At 68.9% G+C, this 13,168-nt stretch carries 14 protein-coding genes; 6 read left to right on the top strand and 8 right to left on the bottom strand.

Translation table 11 applies throughout. From position 1 onward, the window contains the following. Window positions 1-6: 6 nt before the first annotated feature. Window positions 7-1,035 carry a DUF917 family protein gene (locus HDC31_RS13670; protein WP_046747272.1) on the top strand — a complete coding sequence of 343 codons (1,029 nt, stop codon included), beginning with the start codon at window positions 7-9 and terminating at the stop codon, window positions 1,033-1,035. After that, complete coding sequence (locus HDC31_RS13665; protein WP_113681526.1) at window positions 1,032-2,546, top strand: CdaR family transcriptional regulator; 1,515 nt, start codon at window positions 1,032-1,034, stop codon at window positions 2,544-2,546. Before HDC31_RS13670 ends, HDC31_RS13665 begins: the two co-directional genes overlap by 4 nt. A 12-nt stretch (window positions 2,547-2,558) precedes the next feature. Here the strand turns inward: HDC31_RS13665 and HDC31_RS13660 are convergent, their stop codons facing one another. The 3 genes from HDC31_RS13660 to HDC31_RS13650 form a co-directional block, all read right to left on the bottom strand. Further along, entirely contained in the window at window positions 2,559-2,972 is a 414-nt protein-coding gene (locus HDC31_RS13660; RefSeq protein ID WP_113681525.1) for a VOC family protein, read from the bottom strand. A gap of 85 nt (window positions 2,973-3,057) precedes the next feature. Next, on the bottom strand, window positions 3,058-3,324 hold the full coding sequence (locus tag HDC31_RS13655) for a thioredoxin family protein (RefSeq protein ID WP_061015541.1): 267 nt from the start codon (window positions 3,322-3,324) through the stop codon (window positions 3,058-3,060). 85 nt (window positions 3,325-3,409) lie between these two features. Continuing rightward, window positions 3,410-4,150: an SDR family oxidoreductase gene (locus HDC31_RS13650; protein ID WP_113681524.1), complete on the bottom strand. Its 741-nt coding sequence runs from the start codon at window positions 4,148-4,150 to the stop codon at window positions 3,410-3,412. Window positions 4,151-4,262: 112 nt separating this feature from the next. Here HDC31_RS13650 and HDC31_RS13645 point away from each other — a divergent pair, with 112 nt between their 5' ends. After that, entirely contained in the window at window positions 4,263-5,609 is a 1,347-nt protein-coding gene (locus HDC31_RS13645) for a M20/M25/M40 family metallo-hydrolase (RefSeq protein WP_082738403.1), read from the top strand. A gap of 55 nt (window positions 5,610-5,664) precedes the next feature. Continuing rightward, a complete protein-coding gene (locus HDC31_RS13640) occupies window positions 5,665-7,125 on the top strand; it encodes an MFS transporter (protein WP_179516210.1) in 1,461 nt (486 codons plus the stop codon). 3 nt (window positions 7,126-7,128) lie between these two features. Here HDC31_RS13640 and HDC31_RS13635 read toward each other — a convergent pair whose 3' ends face one another. The 5 genes from HDC31_RS13635 to HDC31_RS13615 all read right to left on the bottom strand — a co-directional run bounded on the left by HDC31_RS13635 (window position 7,129) and on the right by HDC31_RS13615 (window position 11,035). After that, complete coding sequence (locus HDC31_RS13635) at window positions 7,129-7,953, bottom strand: acyl-CoA thioester hydrolase/BAAT C-terminal domain-containing protein (RefSeq protein WP_179516209.1); 825 nt, start codon at window positions 7,951-7,953, stop codon at window positions 7,129-7,131. Window positions 7,954-7,955: 2 nt separating this feature from the next. Beyond that, window positions 7,956-8,234, bottom strand: coding sequence for a hypothetical protein (locus HDC31_RS13630; RefSeq protein WP_218867779.1), 279 nt, complete (start codon window positions 8,232-8,234; stop codon window positions 7,956-7,958). 150 nt (window positions 8,235-8,384) lie between these two features. Further along, a complete protein-coding gene (locus HDC31_RS13625) occupies window positions 8,385-9,554 on the bottom strand; it encodes an RtcB family protein (protein ID WP_113681317.1) in 1,170 nt (389 codons plus the stop codon). A 275-nt stretch (window positions 9,555-9,829) separates the two neighbouring features. Next, entirely contained in the window at window positions 9,830-10,234 is a 405-nt protein-coding gene (locus HDC31_RS13620; protein WP_113681316.1) for a VOC family protein, read from the bottom strand. 33 nt (window positions 10,235-10,267) lie between these two features. Next, window positions 10,268-11,035, bottom strand: coding sequence for a siderophore-interacting protein (locus HDC31_RS13615; RefSeq protein WP_141370430.1), 768 nt, complete (start codon window positions 11,033-11,035; stop codon window positions 10,268-10,270). Between the two features lie 99 nt (window positions 11,036-11,134). On the opposite strand from HDC31_RS13615, the gene HDC31_RS13610 reads away from it, so the two are divergent. Beyond that, window positions 11,135-12,130, top strand: a complete 996-nt coding sequence (locus tag HDC31_RS13610; RefSeq protein WP_058630446.1) for a siderophore ABC transporter substrate-binding protein — start codon at window positions 11,135-11,137, stop codon at window positions 12,128-12,130. Window positions 12,131-12,178: 48 nt separating this feature from the next. After that, window positions 12,179-13,165 (top strand): ABC transporter permease, encoded by a 987-nt coding sequence (locus HDC31_RS13605; protein WP_046747284.1) that lies wholly within the window; start codon window positions 12,179-12,181, stop codon window positions 13,163-13,165. Window positions 13,166-13,168: the final 3 nt, after the last annotated feature.

Below are 13,168 nucleotides of genomic sequence, written 5' to 3'. Positions count from 1 at the left end.
GAGCGCATGATGCTGCAGCGCGACGACCTCACGGCGCTCGCCCGCGGCTATGCGCTCCTCGGCTCCGGCGGCGGTGGCTCGACGACCATGCTCGAGCTGATGCTCGCCGGAGCCGAGGGCTGGCCGATCGAGGTCTCACCGGTCGCGGCGCTGGACCCGGCAACGCCATGCCTGGGTGTCGCCTTCGTCGGCTCCACGATGCTGCTCGGTGAGCGGCTCCCCGGGGCGAACCCGTTCGCCCGGCTGCTGGGCGCGGTCGAACGCTGGATCGGCCATCCGGTGCCGGCCGTCTGCTCTCTCGAGGGCGGGGGCATGAACGGCCTCGCTCCGCTGACGCTCGCAGGTTCACACGTGATCGTCGACGCGGACTGCACCGGTCGCGCAGTGCCCGGCCTCGACCAGATGTCGTTGTTCGTGGATCAGGTGCCCGGTCTCGTGTTCGCGTGCGACACGGGGTCCGACGGCGTCGCGCTCGTCGAGGCGCACCGCGCGATCGACGCCGAGAGGGTGGTGCGGTCGGCGATCGTCCAGGCGGGCGGGGTCGGATGTGCCGTGCTCGGCGGGTTCACGGTCGGCGATCTGACGGAGCACGCGATCGGTGGACACCTCGCCTACGCGCTCGAACTGGGCCGGGCCTACCTCGCAGCCTCGGCAGCACCCCTCCCTCTGCTCGCGGACGTCCTCGGGGCGGAACTGCTCGCCGAGGGTCGCATCATCTCGGTATCGCCCTGGGCGCACGATCCACACGTGAACGCGGTGGAGATCAGCGGTCTCACCGGCGCAGTCCATCGCGTGGTCAGCCGCTCCGAGACCCTCGCGGTGCTCACGGATGGCCGTCTCGTGGCGTCGGCGCCGGAGATCATCGTGGTCGTCGACGCGATATCGCGCGAGATCCTCGAGGTGACCGAGCTCCGGCTCGCGCGCACGGTGGCGGTGCTCGCGATCCCGGCGCCTCCCTGGTGGAACGCCAGAGCGGACCGACGCGCGAAGGTGCTGCCCTCGGCGTACGGCCTCGAGGGTGTGGACGCCGCGTGAACGAGAGACTGCAGCTGAGCGCGCTGCTCGCCCACTCCGAGAACGGCGCCCTCAGGCGTGTCGCCGGACCCGCGGATGCACTGTGGGATGCCGTCGCGGTGGGGGCGAGTGAGGCAGAGCTGGTCGAAGCCGGCACCGGCCGACTCGCGATCATCACGGCGGCAGCGCCGACATCGACCTGGCAGCAGGATGCACTGCTGCGCCGCCTGCGTGATCGCGGGTACTCGGGGCTCGCCCTCCCCGGAGCCGCCTCGTTCGACGCGGGCGCGTTCCGCCTCGCAGACCGTATCGGCCTCTGCCTGCTCGATGTCGAGCGACCGATCCAGCTCGCGAGGGCCTGCTGGATGCTGATCGAGGCGCGGGATGCGTTGACGCTCAGTCAGGTGCGCAAGGTCGCCCAGTCCTTCGAGTACGCCGCCGATGACCTGGCCGACCTGCTCGGCCACATCGCCGCGAACCTCGGCGTCGGAGCTGCGCTGATCGACTCGTCCGGCGTGCTCCAGGAGGCGGGTGCTCACCTGGACGAGCGGCTGCACGCCGCGATCGGCTTCGAATCCTGGCTGGATCGGACGAGCATCGGGGATGCTGCGGCCGCATCGGTGCGCGTGGACAGCCCGGGGCGCAGCGGTCTGCGGCTCGTGCTGTTCGGCCGGGGGCTCGGTGAGGCGCAGGTGCAGTCGCTGTCCGTCGCGGCCGAGGTCGCGATGCCCGCCGTCGCCGCACGCATCCTGATCGACGAGGTGGCGGCCGTGAACGACGTCGCGGTGTCGTCCGGACTGCTGCGGGACTTCGTCGACCTGCACGGTGCGGCGGATGCCGACGTCGAACGACGGATGCTCGAGCGCGGGTGGCGCACCAGCGGACATCACCTCGGCTTCCGGATGGTGGCACGGGGCCGCCTCGACTCCTTCTCGCTGCTGCGTACGGTCAGCGCCGGCCTCAGCGCCATCGACGGCGAGGCGCATGCGACGACGGCCGGTCGTGGACTGAGCGGGTGGCTGACCTTCGCCGAGTCGCCGGATCCGGATCAGGTGGAGCGGGCCGTCGCCGCTCTGCGGGACCTGCATCTCGGGGTGCTGCGCGATTTCGCCGTCGCCACCGGGGTCGGCTCGCTCCAGGGCGGTTCGGAAGGCCTCGCAACGACGCTCGACGAGGCGGGCGACGCGGCGCGCATCGCGGCATCGCGGTCGGCGACGGGATGGTTCGTACGGGTGGACAGTCTCGGACTGGAGCAGCTCCTTCTCGCGTGGACCGGCAACGACACGTTCGTTCCCGCGGCGGAATCGCTGTTGGCTCCGCTGCGGGAGGGAGGCGGCGAACTGCTCGTCACGCTCTCGGCCTACCTCGACCACGAATCGGGCATCGCCGCGACCGCGACTGCGCTGGGCCTGCACCGCAACACCGTGACCATGCGGATCAGACGCGTGCAGGAGCTTCTCGGGATCGATCTAACCGACCCGGAGGCGCGCCTCGCCCTGCACCTCGCGTGTCGTGCCGTGCAGCCGCGTTGAGCCGGGGAGTCTTCATTCCTCCGGGTCGCCGTGCAGCATCCACGGGATGCCGAACCGGTCCACGAGCATCCCGAACAGGCCGCCCCATGGGGGCACGTCGAGCGGCATGGTGATCGTCGCCCCGTCCGAGAGCCTGTCCCACACGGCGCGGGTGGTCTCCTGCGAGTTCCCGCTCAGCGAGACCCAGAATCCCTGCGGCTTCTCGTAGGGCATGCCGTCGGGGGTGTCCGAGGCCATCAGCACCAGACCGTCCGGAGTGTCCAGCTGCGCATGCATGATGAGGTCCCGCTGGCTCGGATCCTGCACCATGTCGGGGAACTCCCCGAACGTGTTCACCACGAGGTCGCCCCCGAGGACGCGTTGATAGAACTCCATCGCCGCGCGGGCCTCGGTGCGGAAGGACAGGTACGGGTTGAGAGCGGGCATGAGAACTCCAGGAGGCTGACACGGACGACACGGCCGGTGCCGCTGAGGCTCAGTCTGCGCCGCGGTCGTCGTGCCCGCAAGAGGTTCAGGCCGGGAGCGCTCTGACCGCGGCGGTGAGTACCTGCGGCACGGTCGGGACGCCGGCGGCGCGGAACACTTCGAGGCCACTGGCGTCGCGGATGATCACCGTCGGTGTGACCTCGATGTCGAGTCTCTCGGCGGTATCCGGGTCTCGCGCGACGTCGATCTCCGTGATGGTCGCGTCGGGAAGGAAGCGTGCCGCCTCGGCCAGCACGGTCCTGGTCCGTGCACACGCGCCGCAGAACGACGACGACACCAGGGTCAGTTCCATCCGCACCTCCTCGGACGCTCTCGCGTCATCACCAGAGGTGCAACCTCCGCCCGGTTCTTCGTGTTCCCCGACCGGCTCCAGGACGCTATTGCGCGGCGAGCCACTCGGCGAAGCCCTGGTGCCCGAGGTCGGCGTCGGGGCCGGGGAGCGCATGGCCCGCCCTCATCCCCGCCATCTGCGGCCCCGGCACGTTCACGGTGGGCACCCAGCCGCGGTATCCGCGACGTCGAGCGAAAGCGCGGACCATGTCGGACAGCTGCTCCTCGCGGGGTCCGGCGAGGTCGCGTACCCGGCCCTGCGGTTCCGCCCCTGCCAGTGCCGCGAGACGTGCGCCCACCTCACGGGCTGCCACAGGCTGGGTGCGGGCGTTCGGGGCGAGGTGGAGCGGTCCGAGCTTCGCCCGCTCGAACATCTGCCCGGCGAACTCGTGGAACTGCGTCGCTCGCAGGATCGTCGACGGCACGCGGGATCCCTCGACGATCTTCTCCTGGGCGATCTTGCCGGCGTAGTAGTCGTACGGGATGCGGTCGATCCCGACGATCGACAGCAGCACGAGATGTCCGACACCCGCGTCGGCAGCCGCAGCGGACAGGTTCCCGGCCGCCGCGGTGAAGAACTCGATCGCCGTGCTCGCCTTGAGGGTCTCGACGCTCACGACATCGATCACCGCATCCGCGCCGGCGAGTGCCTCCCCCACGCCCTGCCCGGTCACGAGGTCCACTCCTCGGGATCGGCTGAGGACGACGGCGTCGTGGCCGGCCGATTGCAGCGCCTCGACCGTGTGTCGACCGACGGTCCCGGTTCCTCCTGCGACGGCGATCCTCATGTGCGTTCTCCTTCGTCTCGGTCCATCCTCGTCTTTTTCGCCGAGCCGGACGAGCGCGAACGCAGTCGGAAGGCTCGCGATGAGCGGATCCGCCGCTGGGTACGATGGCGCTGTGACCACATCGACCGTGCGCCCCGGCATCGCCGAGAGGCTTTCGCAGATGATCCGGATCCCGACGGTGTCGGCCGAACTCGATGAACGCGGCTCGGCTCCGTTCGAGGAGTTCGTCGCGCTGATCGCCGAGCTCTACCCGTTGACGCACGAGAGGCTGCGTCTGGAACGGCACACCGAATTCGGCCTGCTGTTCCACTGGAAGGGGAGCGGGAGTGCTGCGGCGGACGAGGGGCCCGTCGTGCTGATGGCGCACTACGACGTCGTCCCCGTCGACGAGAGCGACGCCTGGACGCACCCGCCCTTCGCGGGCGTGATCGCCGGCGGATCGGTCTACGGTCGAGGTGCTCTCGACGACAAGGGGCCGCTGATCGTGATCCTGGAGGCGGTCGAGAATCTGCTCGCCGACGAGTTCGTCCCGCCCCGCGACGTGTACCTCTCCTTCGGCGGGAACGAGGAGACGTACGGACGCGCCGCCGAGGAGATCGCGCGGGTGCTGCGCGACCGGGGAATCGTCCCCTGGCTCGTCGTCGACGAGGGCGGTGCCGTCGTCGATGCGCCCTTGCCGTTCGTTCCCGGACGGGCCGCGATGATCGGTGTCGGCGAGAAGGGTGTGATGACCCTGCGGCTCTCTGCACGGGGCGAAGGCGGCCACGCCTCGGCCCCGCCGACCCTCACGGCGGTCCGCCGCATCGCCAGGGCTGTCGACCGACTCGGCCCGACGACCTTCCGCCCCCGTGCCTCGAAGGCGATCCTCCGGATGCTGTCGCAGTTGGCCGCGCAGACGCCGGGCACGGCTCGCCACCTGCTGCGGTTCCTCGGCTCTGCGCCGCTGCTGACCGCGCAGATCTTCGCCGCGCTGGGTGGTGAACCGGCCGCTCTCGTGCGCACGACCGTCGCGCCGACGATGCAGTCCGGAGGAACCGCGGCGAACGTGCTGCCGTCGCAGGCTTCGGCCACCGTCAACCTGCGCATCGCGCTCGGGGAGACCACGCAGCAGACGGTGTTCCGGGTGCGCCGGCGGGTCCGCGATCCGCTCGTCGCGGTCGAGGTCGTCGAAGCGAGCGAACCGTCGCCGGAATCATCGACCGATAACGCGCAATTCGCTCTGCTGGCCGACGCGCTCGAGGTCGCGTTCCCCGGCGTGCCTGCCGTCCCGTATGTGATGATGGCGGCCACCGACTCGCGACACTTCCATCGCTTCTCACCCGCGGTCTATCGGTTCGCGCCGCTGGACATGTCGAATGCGCAGCGCGCGTCGATCCACGGCGTCGACGAGAGCGTGGAGATCGCCGCGCTGGAACGGGGAGAGCGGTTCCACAGGGCGCTGCTCGAACGGCTAGGGTGATCTCACCCTCCCCTCGGAGCCTGCCGGGGGACCCGAAGCAGAAGCAGGAGACGCGATGACGCGCACCCGCACCCTGGGCACCCTCGCCGTCGTGGTCGGCTTCCTTGCCTTCGTGGAGTTCACGAGCGGTGTGCTGCAGGGGTACTACACCCCGATGCTCACGGACATCGCCCGCCATCTGGGCATCCACGACGCCGACGTGAACTGGCTCGAGGGCACGCAGCTGATGCTGTCGGCACTCGTCGTCCCGGCCTTCGCCAAGCTGGGCGACATGGTCGGGCACAAGCGCATGCTGCTCATCTCCACCGCGGTCACGGCGGCCGCGGCGCTGGTGCTGCCCTTCACCGATTCATTCCCGGTGTTCCTCGCCGCGTGGGCGCTGATGGGCTTCTACGTCGTCTGGCTTCCACTCGAGATCGCCCTGATCTGGTCGCGTTCGCGCCGCATGGAGGGTCGTTCGTCGATCACCGCCAAGGCTGCGGGGCTGCTCGTCGCCGCTCTCGAGGGCGGCGCGATCATCGGCGCCCTGGTCGGCGGTGCGCTCATCGACGTGCTTCCCCTCACCGTCGTGCTGCTGGTCCCGGCCGTGCTCATCGTGGTGTGCTTCTTCGTGATCCTCCTTGGGGTCAAGGAATCGCCGGAGCCCACCGGCGGTGTCTTCGACACGGTCGGCCTCGTGCTCATCTCTCTCGCCCTCGTCTGCTTCACCGGCGGGCTCAGCCTGCTCCGCCTGGAGGGCGGTCTGACCAACCCGTGGTCCTGGGCGGTGGTGATCCTCGGCGTGCTGCTCGTGGTCCCGTTCGTGCTCTGGGAGCTGCGCAGCGCAGACCCGCTGATCGACGTGCGCATGTTCCGCTCGCCCGCGCTCGGACCGGTGTTCCTCACGGCCGGGCTCTTCGGCGTCAGCGTGCTCGGCGCGCAGGCCCCGCTGTCGACGTTCGCGCGCACCGACCCATCGGTGTACGGCTACGGTCTGGGCACGACCGGCTTCGCCACCTCGTTGATCATCGGCGTCTACCTCATCGCCATGATCACGGGGGCGCTGCTGTTCCCGGCGGTGGCGCGGCGTGCCACACCGCGGGTGACGCTGATGGGAGCGTCGATGCTGGTCGGCATCGGCTTCCTCCTCTTCCTGCCGTTCCACGGCTCCTATGCGCAGGTCATCACGAACATGGTGGTCGTGGGGCTCGGGTCCGGGGCACTGGTCGCGGCGCTCCCCGCGGCGGCGGCCTCCGCGGCTCCGGCCACGCAGACCGGCGTCGCGACGGGCCTGACGAATTCGGTGAAGACCGTGGGCGGAGCGATCGCGTCGTGCGTCTTCGGCATCGCGCTCCTGCACGGCGTCGCGAGCACCGCCGGCGCGACGGATGCCACCGCCGGTTCGCTCGCCGGGTACTTCACGGTGTGGATCGTCTGCGGGGTGACGGCGCTCGTCGCCTCCGTGATCCTCGTGTTCGTCCCGAAGACCGCATTCACCGATCGTGCCCCGGAGGTCGAGGTCGCGCCGGCGCTCTGAGCGTCAGGCCCGCAGGTGGAGCGCGTTCACGATCGGCGGCCATGCGAGTGCGCCGAGCTCCGCGTCGGCGGCGGGAGAGCCTCCCCGCGCCATCGTCACTCCTGCGGTCACGGCCGATTCGCCGGGGAGCAGCAGTCGGTGCCCCGCGTCCGGGTGAGTGATCACCGTCGTGTCCAGACCCTTCGCCGTGCGGCGTTCGACGAGCTCGCGGGCGAATCGGATGCTGGGCCAGACCCGGTCGTCGCCGCCGGCGACGAGCACGACGACACCGTCGATGTCCTCCGCCCGGATCGCGGCGGATGCGGCGGCCGAAGGGTCACGATCGACGCTCGACTCGTACAGAGCACGATACTCGGGCGGGTCGGTCGACGGCGTCCACGACGGAGCGAACGGGACGAACGGGATCGGGGTACCCCGACGGGTCCAGTGCGACGACCAGGTCCCCTCTGAGTTGCCAGCCCAGACGACAGAGGACGGGGCGACGGCGACCGTCGCATCGATCGGGTGCAGGGACGCGGTCACCAGCGCCGCCTCCGCTCCGAACGATGTTCCGAAGATCGCCACGCGATCGGCGTCACGACGCAGCAACTCCACCTCTTCGACAAAGGTCTCGATCGGCACTTCGTGCGGGGCCGGGCGCTGGCTGATGCCGCCGAACCAGCGGATGGCCCTCACACGGGCGCCGTGCCGTGCCAGCATCTCCGCCCGCTCGACCTCCACACGCCCGCTGGATCCGGCGAGGAGCAGGACAGCCGTGCCGCACGGGTTCTCCGGGAAGGCATCGTGGCGGTCGGCCGGGTGCACCCCGATGCTGTGTCGAGGCGTCATCGTCACTCGCGGTCGAGGCCGAACGTGCGTTTGACGAGCGCCTGCACGTCGCGGTCGAGACCGTCGATGCGGGTGTTCACGGAATCGAAGCGGGTGTTCACGGAATCGAAGCGGGCATTCATCTCGGTGCGCAGCCCATCGATCTGGCCGTTCATCTCCGTACGCAGGCCCCCGATCTCGCTGCGGAGGATGCGGACGAACAATGTCGAGACGACGGTGAGCGTGCTGAACATCAGCACGGTGAACGACCCGATCATCGTCCAGATCTGCGCGTCGTTCATGACTCCCACTCCCTCATCGTCGCATCGATCCGGCAAGCCTGCCAGAGCGCAGGAGCCGAAGATATCGGTTGCCCACGATCCGTGGATGACACGCTCTCCGTCGCGTCGGTGCAGGAAGGACTGGGCGGGGGAGGCCCCGCCCAGTCCCGGTCAATCGCCCTTCACGTTGACGACCTGCCGCAGCGTGTGCCGGATCGACACGAGGCTCGCGGCATCCGCCATCACCCGGTCGATCGGCTTGTACGCCTGGGGGATCTCGTCGATGAACGCGTCGGTGTCACGGAACTCGATGCCGGCCATCGCCACACGTAGCTGCTCGTGAGTGAAAGTCCGTCGCGCCGCGGACCGCGAGTACTCCCGGCCGGCGCCGTGCGGCGAGGAGCTCAGCGACTGCGGGTCACCGAGCCCTTCCACCACGTACGAGGCGGTGCCCATCGATCCGGGGATCAGACCCGGACGACCGGCGTCCGCCTGGATGGCGCCCTTCCGGGACACCCATACCTGCTTTCCGTAGTGCTTCTCCGACTCTGTGAAGTTGTGGTGGCAGTTGATCCGCTCCTGTTCCTCGACCGGAGTGCCGAGGAACTCCGACACCTGGCGGATGACCCGATCCATCATCTCCTCCCGGTTCAGCAGGGCGAAGTGCTGTGCCCACCGCAGTTCCCGGATGTACCGCGTGAACTCCGGTGTGCCCTCGACGAGATAGGCCAGGTCGGGGTCGGGGAGGTCGATCCACCACTGCTTCGCGAGCCGCTGCGCGACACCGATGTGATGGGTGGCGATCTTGTTGCCGACGCCTCGCGACCCCGAGTGCAGGAACAGCCACACCCGGTCGAGCTCATCCACCGACACCTCGATGAAGTGGTTCCCGGATCCCAATGTGCCGAGCTGCAGACGCCAGTTCCCGGCGTACTGCGCGGGGTCGAAGCCGTTCTTCTCTGCCAGCTGCTCGAGCGCGGCGATGCGCGGCTCGGCCGTGGCCACGACCTTGCGGTTGTACCGGCCGGCCGACAGTGGGATGGCGCGCTCGATCTGTTCCCGGAGCTCGGCGAGCTCGCGCCCGTCGAGGTCGTTCCTCGTGAACTGCGTGCGGACGGCGATCATGCCGCAGCCGATGTCGACGCCGACGGCGGCGGGGATGATCGCGCCGAGCGTCGGGATGACCGAGCCGACCGTCGCCCCCTTGCCGAGGTGCGCATCCGGCATCAGCGCCAGGTGCGGGTGGATGAACGGCATGCGGGCCGTGGTGTGCGCCTGAGCGAGTGTCTTCTCGTCGATCAGTGACGCCCACGACAGCAGCCGTGCGGAGAGCCTCTCCATGATTCCTTTCCTTGTGGTGGTCTTCAGCCACAGGTCAGGGGAGCCTCCAACGGAAGAACGCCCCGGACCTGACGGTACGGGGCGTTGCGAGAGCGGATGCTGTCACACGACGCGTGCCGGAGGGTACGACTCGTAGCGGTCATTGCGCTTCTGCTGAAGCTGCAAGACCGCGGCGATGGGGAGGTTCCGCTGCGCGGTCATCCGTCGACTCCTCGGCTGGTGTGCTGCACCGATCGGCACAGCTTTGCCACCCTAGGGCGCGACACGCCCGGGAGTCAACTCGCCTCGCGAGGAGGGTTGTACATGAACTCGATCCGGATGCCGTCGGGGTCTTCGACGAAGGAGGCGAAGTAGCGCTCCGAATAGCGGGGGTACTCCTTGGGTTCGCGCACAGCCGTCCAGCCGGAATCCTCCGCGATCGCGTGCAGGCGTTCGACGTCTTCGCGCGAGGGCACCGCGAACGCGATGTGCTGCCAGCCCACGCGGCCGTGCCGGTGCGGAGTGGCGTCGTCATCCCAGGTGTAGAGGATGATCTCGGTCTCGTCGCCGTTGTTCCATGAGATCGAATGATCGTTCGCTCCGCCGCTGACATACCCGAGGGCGGAGAGCACGGGATGGAACTGCGCCCTGCCGCGTTCGAGGTCGGTCACGGTGATGCCGAGGTGATCCAGAAGTGCCATGTGCCGAGTCTCCCAGCAACGGCCGACGTCGCACTAGTGCGGCGCGTGGTACTCCGCCTCGCCGCGCTTCCAGTACCCCTTCACGACTGCTTTCGCACTGTCGACGCCCCACCGTTCGAGCAGTGCCCTGCCCGGCTTGACGATCGACTGCTCGGCGGCGACGAAGACGAACGGGTCGAGGCCGACCGTGTCATCGGCCGTCAGCCCCTCGAGGAAGGCGATGAGGGCGGAGCCGGAGGGCTTCTCTCCCCGGTGCAGCCACTCGACCTCGACCGGGGCCTCGACCTCGACCTCTCGGCCGGGGTTCACCGTCTCAATCACGATGCGTGCAGGAGTGCCGTCGGGGATGAGCGCGGCGAACCGTCGGATCGCGGGGATCGCCGTCTCGTCGCCGACCAGCAGCCACGATCCGGGCTCGCCGACCAGCACGGCCGCCCCGCGGGGGCCGCCGACGCCGATCGTGGATCCGAGGGGCGCGTTCGCCGCCCAGGGGGCGGCGACTCCCTGGTCGCCGTGCACCGCGAACTCGACGTCGAGCCAGTCGTCGCCCCAGGCGAGCGGCGTGTACTCGCGGCTGGGGGAGGCGCGCAGCTCCTCGACGGAATCCGTCGGGCCCGCGGGGAAGAACAGGCGCATGTGGTCGTCGGAACCGGGCGAATCGAAGCCGGCGAGATCCGAGCCGGTCAGTCGCACCCGCACGAAGTCCGGCGCCAGCCATTCACGCGCGCTCAGTGTGACGTTGCGGAAGCGCAGCTCGAGGCCGCGACGCTCGATCGAGAAACCGGATTTCGTATCGCTCATAAAGTAAGGCTAACCTAAATGAGACGACGCGGGTGATCCCCGTGCGTCGCCCCGGCGCCCATCGTGTGCGCGCCGATCCCGCAGAACAGGAGTCTCTCCATGTCCGTGCCCAGAACCCTCACCGCTACGAGTGCCGCTCTCGTCGGCCTCCTCGCCCTCGCCGGGTGCACCTCCGGAGGCTCGGAGGAAACGGAGAAGACCGAACCGGCAGCAGCCACCGTCACGATCGAGGACAACACGGGCACGAAGGAGATCGCCACCCCACCCGCATCGGTGGTCGCCCTCGACAACCGCACCTTCCAGACGCTCTCCGACTGGGGCGTCGAGCTCTCCGCCGGGGCCGTGGCACTCATGCCGGAGACCGTGTCGTATGTGAAGGACGACGGGATCGTCGACATCGGCCTGCACAGCGAGCCGAACCTCGAAGCCGTCGTCGCCGTCGAGCCCGACCTGATCATCAGCGGCCAGCGTTTCACGCAGCACAACGCGGCGATCGCGGACCTCGTCCCCGACGCCACCATCGTCGACCTCGAGCCGCGTGACGGCGAGCCCTTCGACGAGGAGCTCAAGCGCCAGGTCACGGTGCTCGGCGAGATCTTCGGCAAGCAGGACGAGGCGAAGAAGCTCGTGGACGACTTCGATGCCGCCGTCGAGCGCGCGAAGGCCGCATACGACGACGCCGACACCGTGATGGCCGTCAACACGTCGGGAGGCCAGATCGGCTACCTCGCGCCGACCGTCGGCCGATCGCTGGGACCGATCTACGACATCCTCGGACTCACGCCCGCTCTCGAGGTGGACGATGCGAGTGACGACCACCAGGGCGACGAGATCTCCGTCGAAGCCATCGCCTCCTCGAACCCGGACTGGATCCTCGTGCTCGACCGCGATGCGGTGTTCGCCGCTGAGACCCCCGACTACGTGCAGGCGGCCGAGATCCTCGAGAGCTCCGAAGCCCTCGCTTCGGTCACCGCCGTGAAGGAGAAGCAGCTCGTCTACATGCCGACAGACACCTACCTGAACGAGGGCATCCAGACATACACCACGTTCTTGAACGACCTCGCCGACGCCCTCGAGAAGAGCGCGAAGAACTGAGCTGACGCGGCGGCATCCGGGTGATCCGGATGCCGCCGCCGCACCACCATGGTCTCCACAGACATCGCTTCGCCGCCCCGCAACGCCGGGCGGCTCTTCGACGTGAAGCTGCTCATCGGCGTGCTCGTCGTCGCCGCCCTGCTCGTGATCTCGCTCTTCACGGGTGTGTACGACATCGCCGGCGCGGACGACGGCGCGCAGATGTTCCAGATCACACGTATCCCGCGCACGGTCGCCCTCGTCCTGGCCGGCGCCTCGATGGCCATGGCGGGACTGGTGATGCAGCTGCTCACCCAGAACCGCTTCGTCGAGCCGACCACGACGGGTACCACGGAGTGGGCAGGGCTCGGCCTCCTCGCCGTCATGATCCTCGTGCCGCAGCCGTCCCTCCCGCTGCGGATGGCCGGTGCGGTACTGGCAGCCTTCGTGGGCACCATGGTGTTCTTCGCGTTCCTGCGGCGGGTGGCGCTCAGATCATCCCTGATCGTCCCGATCGTCGGCATCATGCTCGGTGCCGTGGTGGGTGCTCTCTCGACCTACCTCGCTCTGGCCACGAACTCGCTGCAGATCATCGGCGTCTGGTTCGCCGGCAGCTTCACCTCGGTGATGCGCGGCCAGTACGAGATGCTCTGGATCGTGGCCATCATCGGCGTGATCGTCTTCATCGTCGCCGATCGACTCACCATCGCCGGACTCGGCGAAGAGATCGCGACCAACGTCGGGGTGAACTACAACCGGATCATCCTGCTCGGCACCGTCCTGATCGCGGTCACCACCGGCGTGGTCACCGTCGTCGTGGGGAATCTCCCCTTCCTCGGATTGATCGTGCCGAACATCGTCTCGATGGTGCGCGGCGACGATCTGCGCAGCAACCTGCCCTGGGTGTGTCTGCTGGGGATCGGGATCGTCACGGTCTGCGACATCATCGGGCGCACGATCATCATGCCCTTCGAGGTCCCGGTCTCGCTGATCCTCGGGGTCGTCGGCGCCGTGGTCTTCGTGCTCCTCCTGCTCAGGCAGCGTCGACGTGGCTAGCGG

Origin of the sequence: Microbacterium sp. JAI119 (assembly GCF_013410135.1) — a bacterium.
Lineage (GTDB): Bacteria > Actinomycetota > Actinomycetes > Actinomycetales > Microbacteriaceae > Microbacterium > Microbacterium oxydans.
This window is presented reverse-complemented; position numbering and strand designations above follow the sequence as displayed.

What these genes read in the sequence shown, in the direction of transcription:
- HDC31_RS13655 (WP_061015541.1), bottom strand. Translation starts at nt 3,324, where the DNA reads ATGGAACTGACCCTGGTGTCGTCGTCGTTCTGCGGCGCGTGTGCACGG.
- HDC31_RS13630 (WP_218867779.1), bottom strand. Translation starts at nt 8,234, where the DNA reads ATGAACGACGCGCAGATCTGGACGATGATCGGGTCGTTCACCGTGCTG.
- HDC31_RS13615 (WP_141370430.1), bottom strand. Translation starts at nt 11,035, where the DNA reads ATGAGCGATACGAAATCCGGTTTCTCGATCGAGCGTCGCGGCCTCGAG.
- HDC31_RS13650 (WP_113681524.1), bottom strand. Translation starts at nt 4,150, where the DNA reads ATGAGGATCGCCGTCGCAGGAGGAACCGGGACCGTCGGTCGACACACG.
- HDC31_RS13620 (WP_113681316.1), bottom strand. Translation starts at nt 10,234, where the DNA reads ATGGCACTTCTGGATCACCTCGGCATCACCGTGACCGACCTCGAACGC.
- HDC31_RS13660 (WP_113681525.1), bottom strand. Translation starts at nt 2,972, where the DNA reads ATGCCCGCTCTCAACCCGTACCTGTCCTTCCGCACCGAGGCCCGCGCG.
- HDC31_RS13610 (WP_058630446.1), top strand. Translation starts at nt 11,135, where the DNA reads ATGTCCGTGCCCAGAACCCTCACCGCTACGAGTGCCGCTCTCGTCGGC.
- HDC31_RS13670 (WP_046747272.1), top strand. Translation starts at nt 7, where the DNA reads ATGATGCTGCAGCGCGACGACCTCACGGCGCTCGCCCGCGGCTATGCG.
- HDC31_RS13625 (WP_113681317.1), bottom strand. Translation starts at nt 9,554, where the DNA reads ATGGAGAGGCTCTCCGCACGGCTGCTGTCGTGGGCGTCACTGATCGAC.
- HDC31_RS13605 (WP_046747284.1), top strand. Translation starts at nt 12,179, where the DNA reads ATGGTCTCCACAGACATCGCTTCGCCGCCCCGCAACGCCGGGCGGCTC.
- HDC31_RS13640 (WP_179516210.1), top strand. Translation starts at nt 5,665, where the DNA reads ATGACGCGCACCCGCACCCTGGGCACCCTCGCCGTCGTGGTCGGCTTC.
- HDC31_RS13635 (WP_179516209.1), bottom strand. Translation starts at nt 7,953, where the DNA reads ATGACGCCTCGACACAGCATCGGGGTGCACCCGGCCGACCGCCACGAT.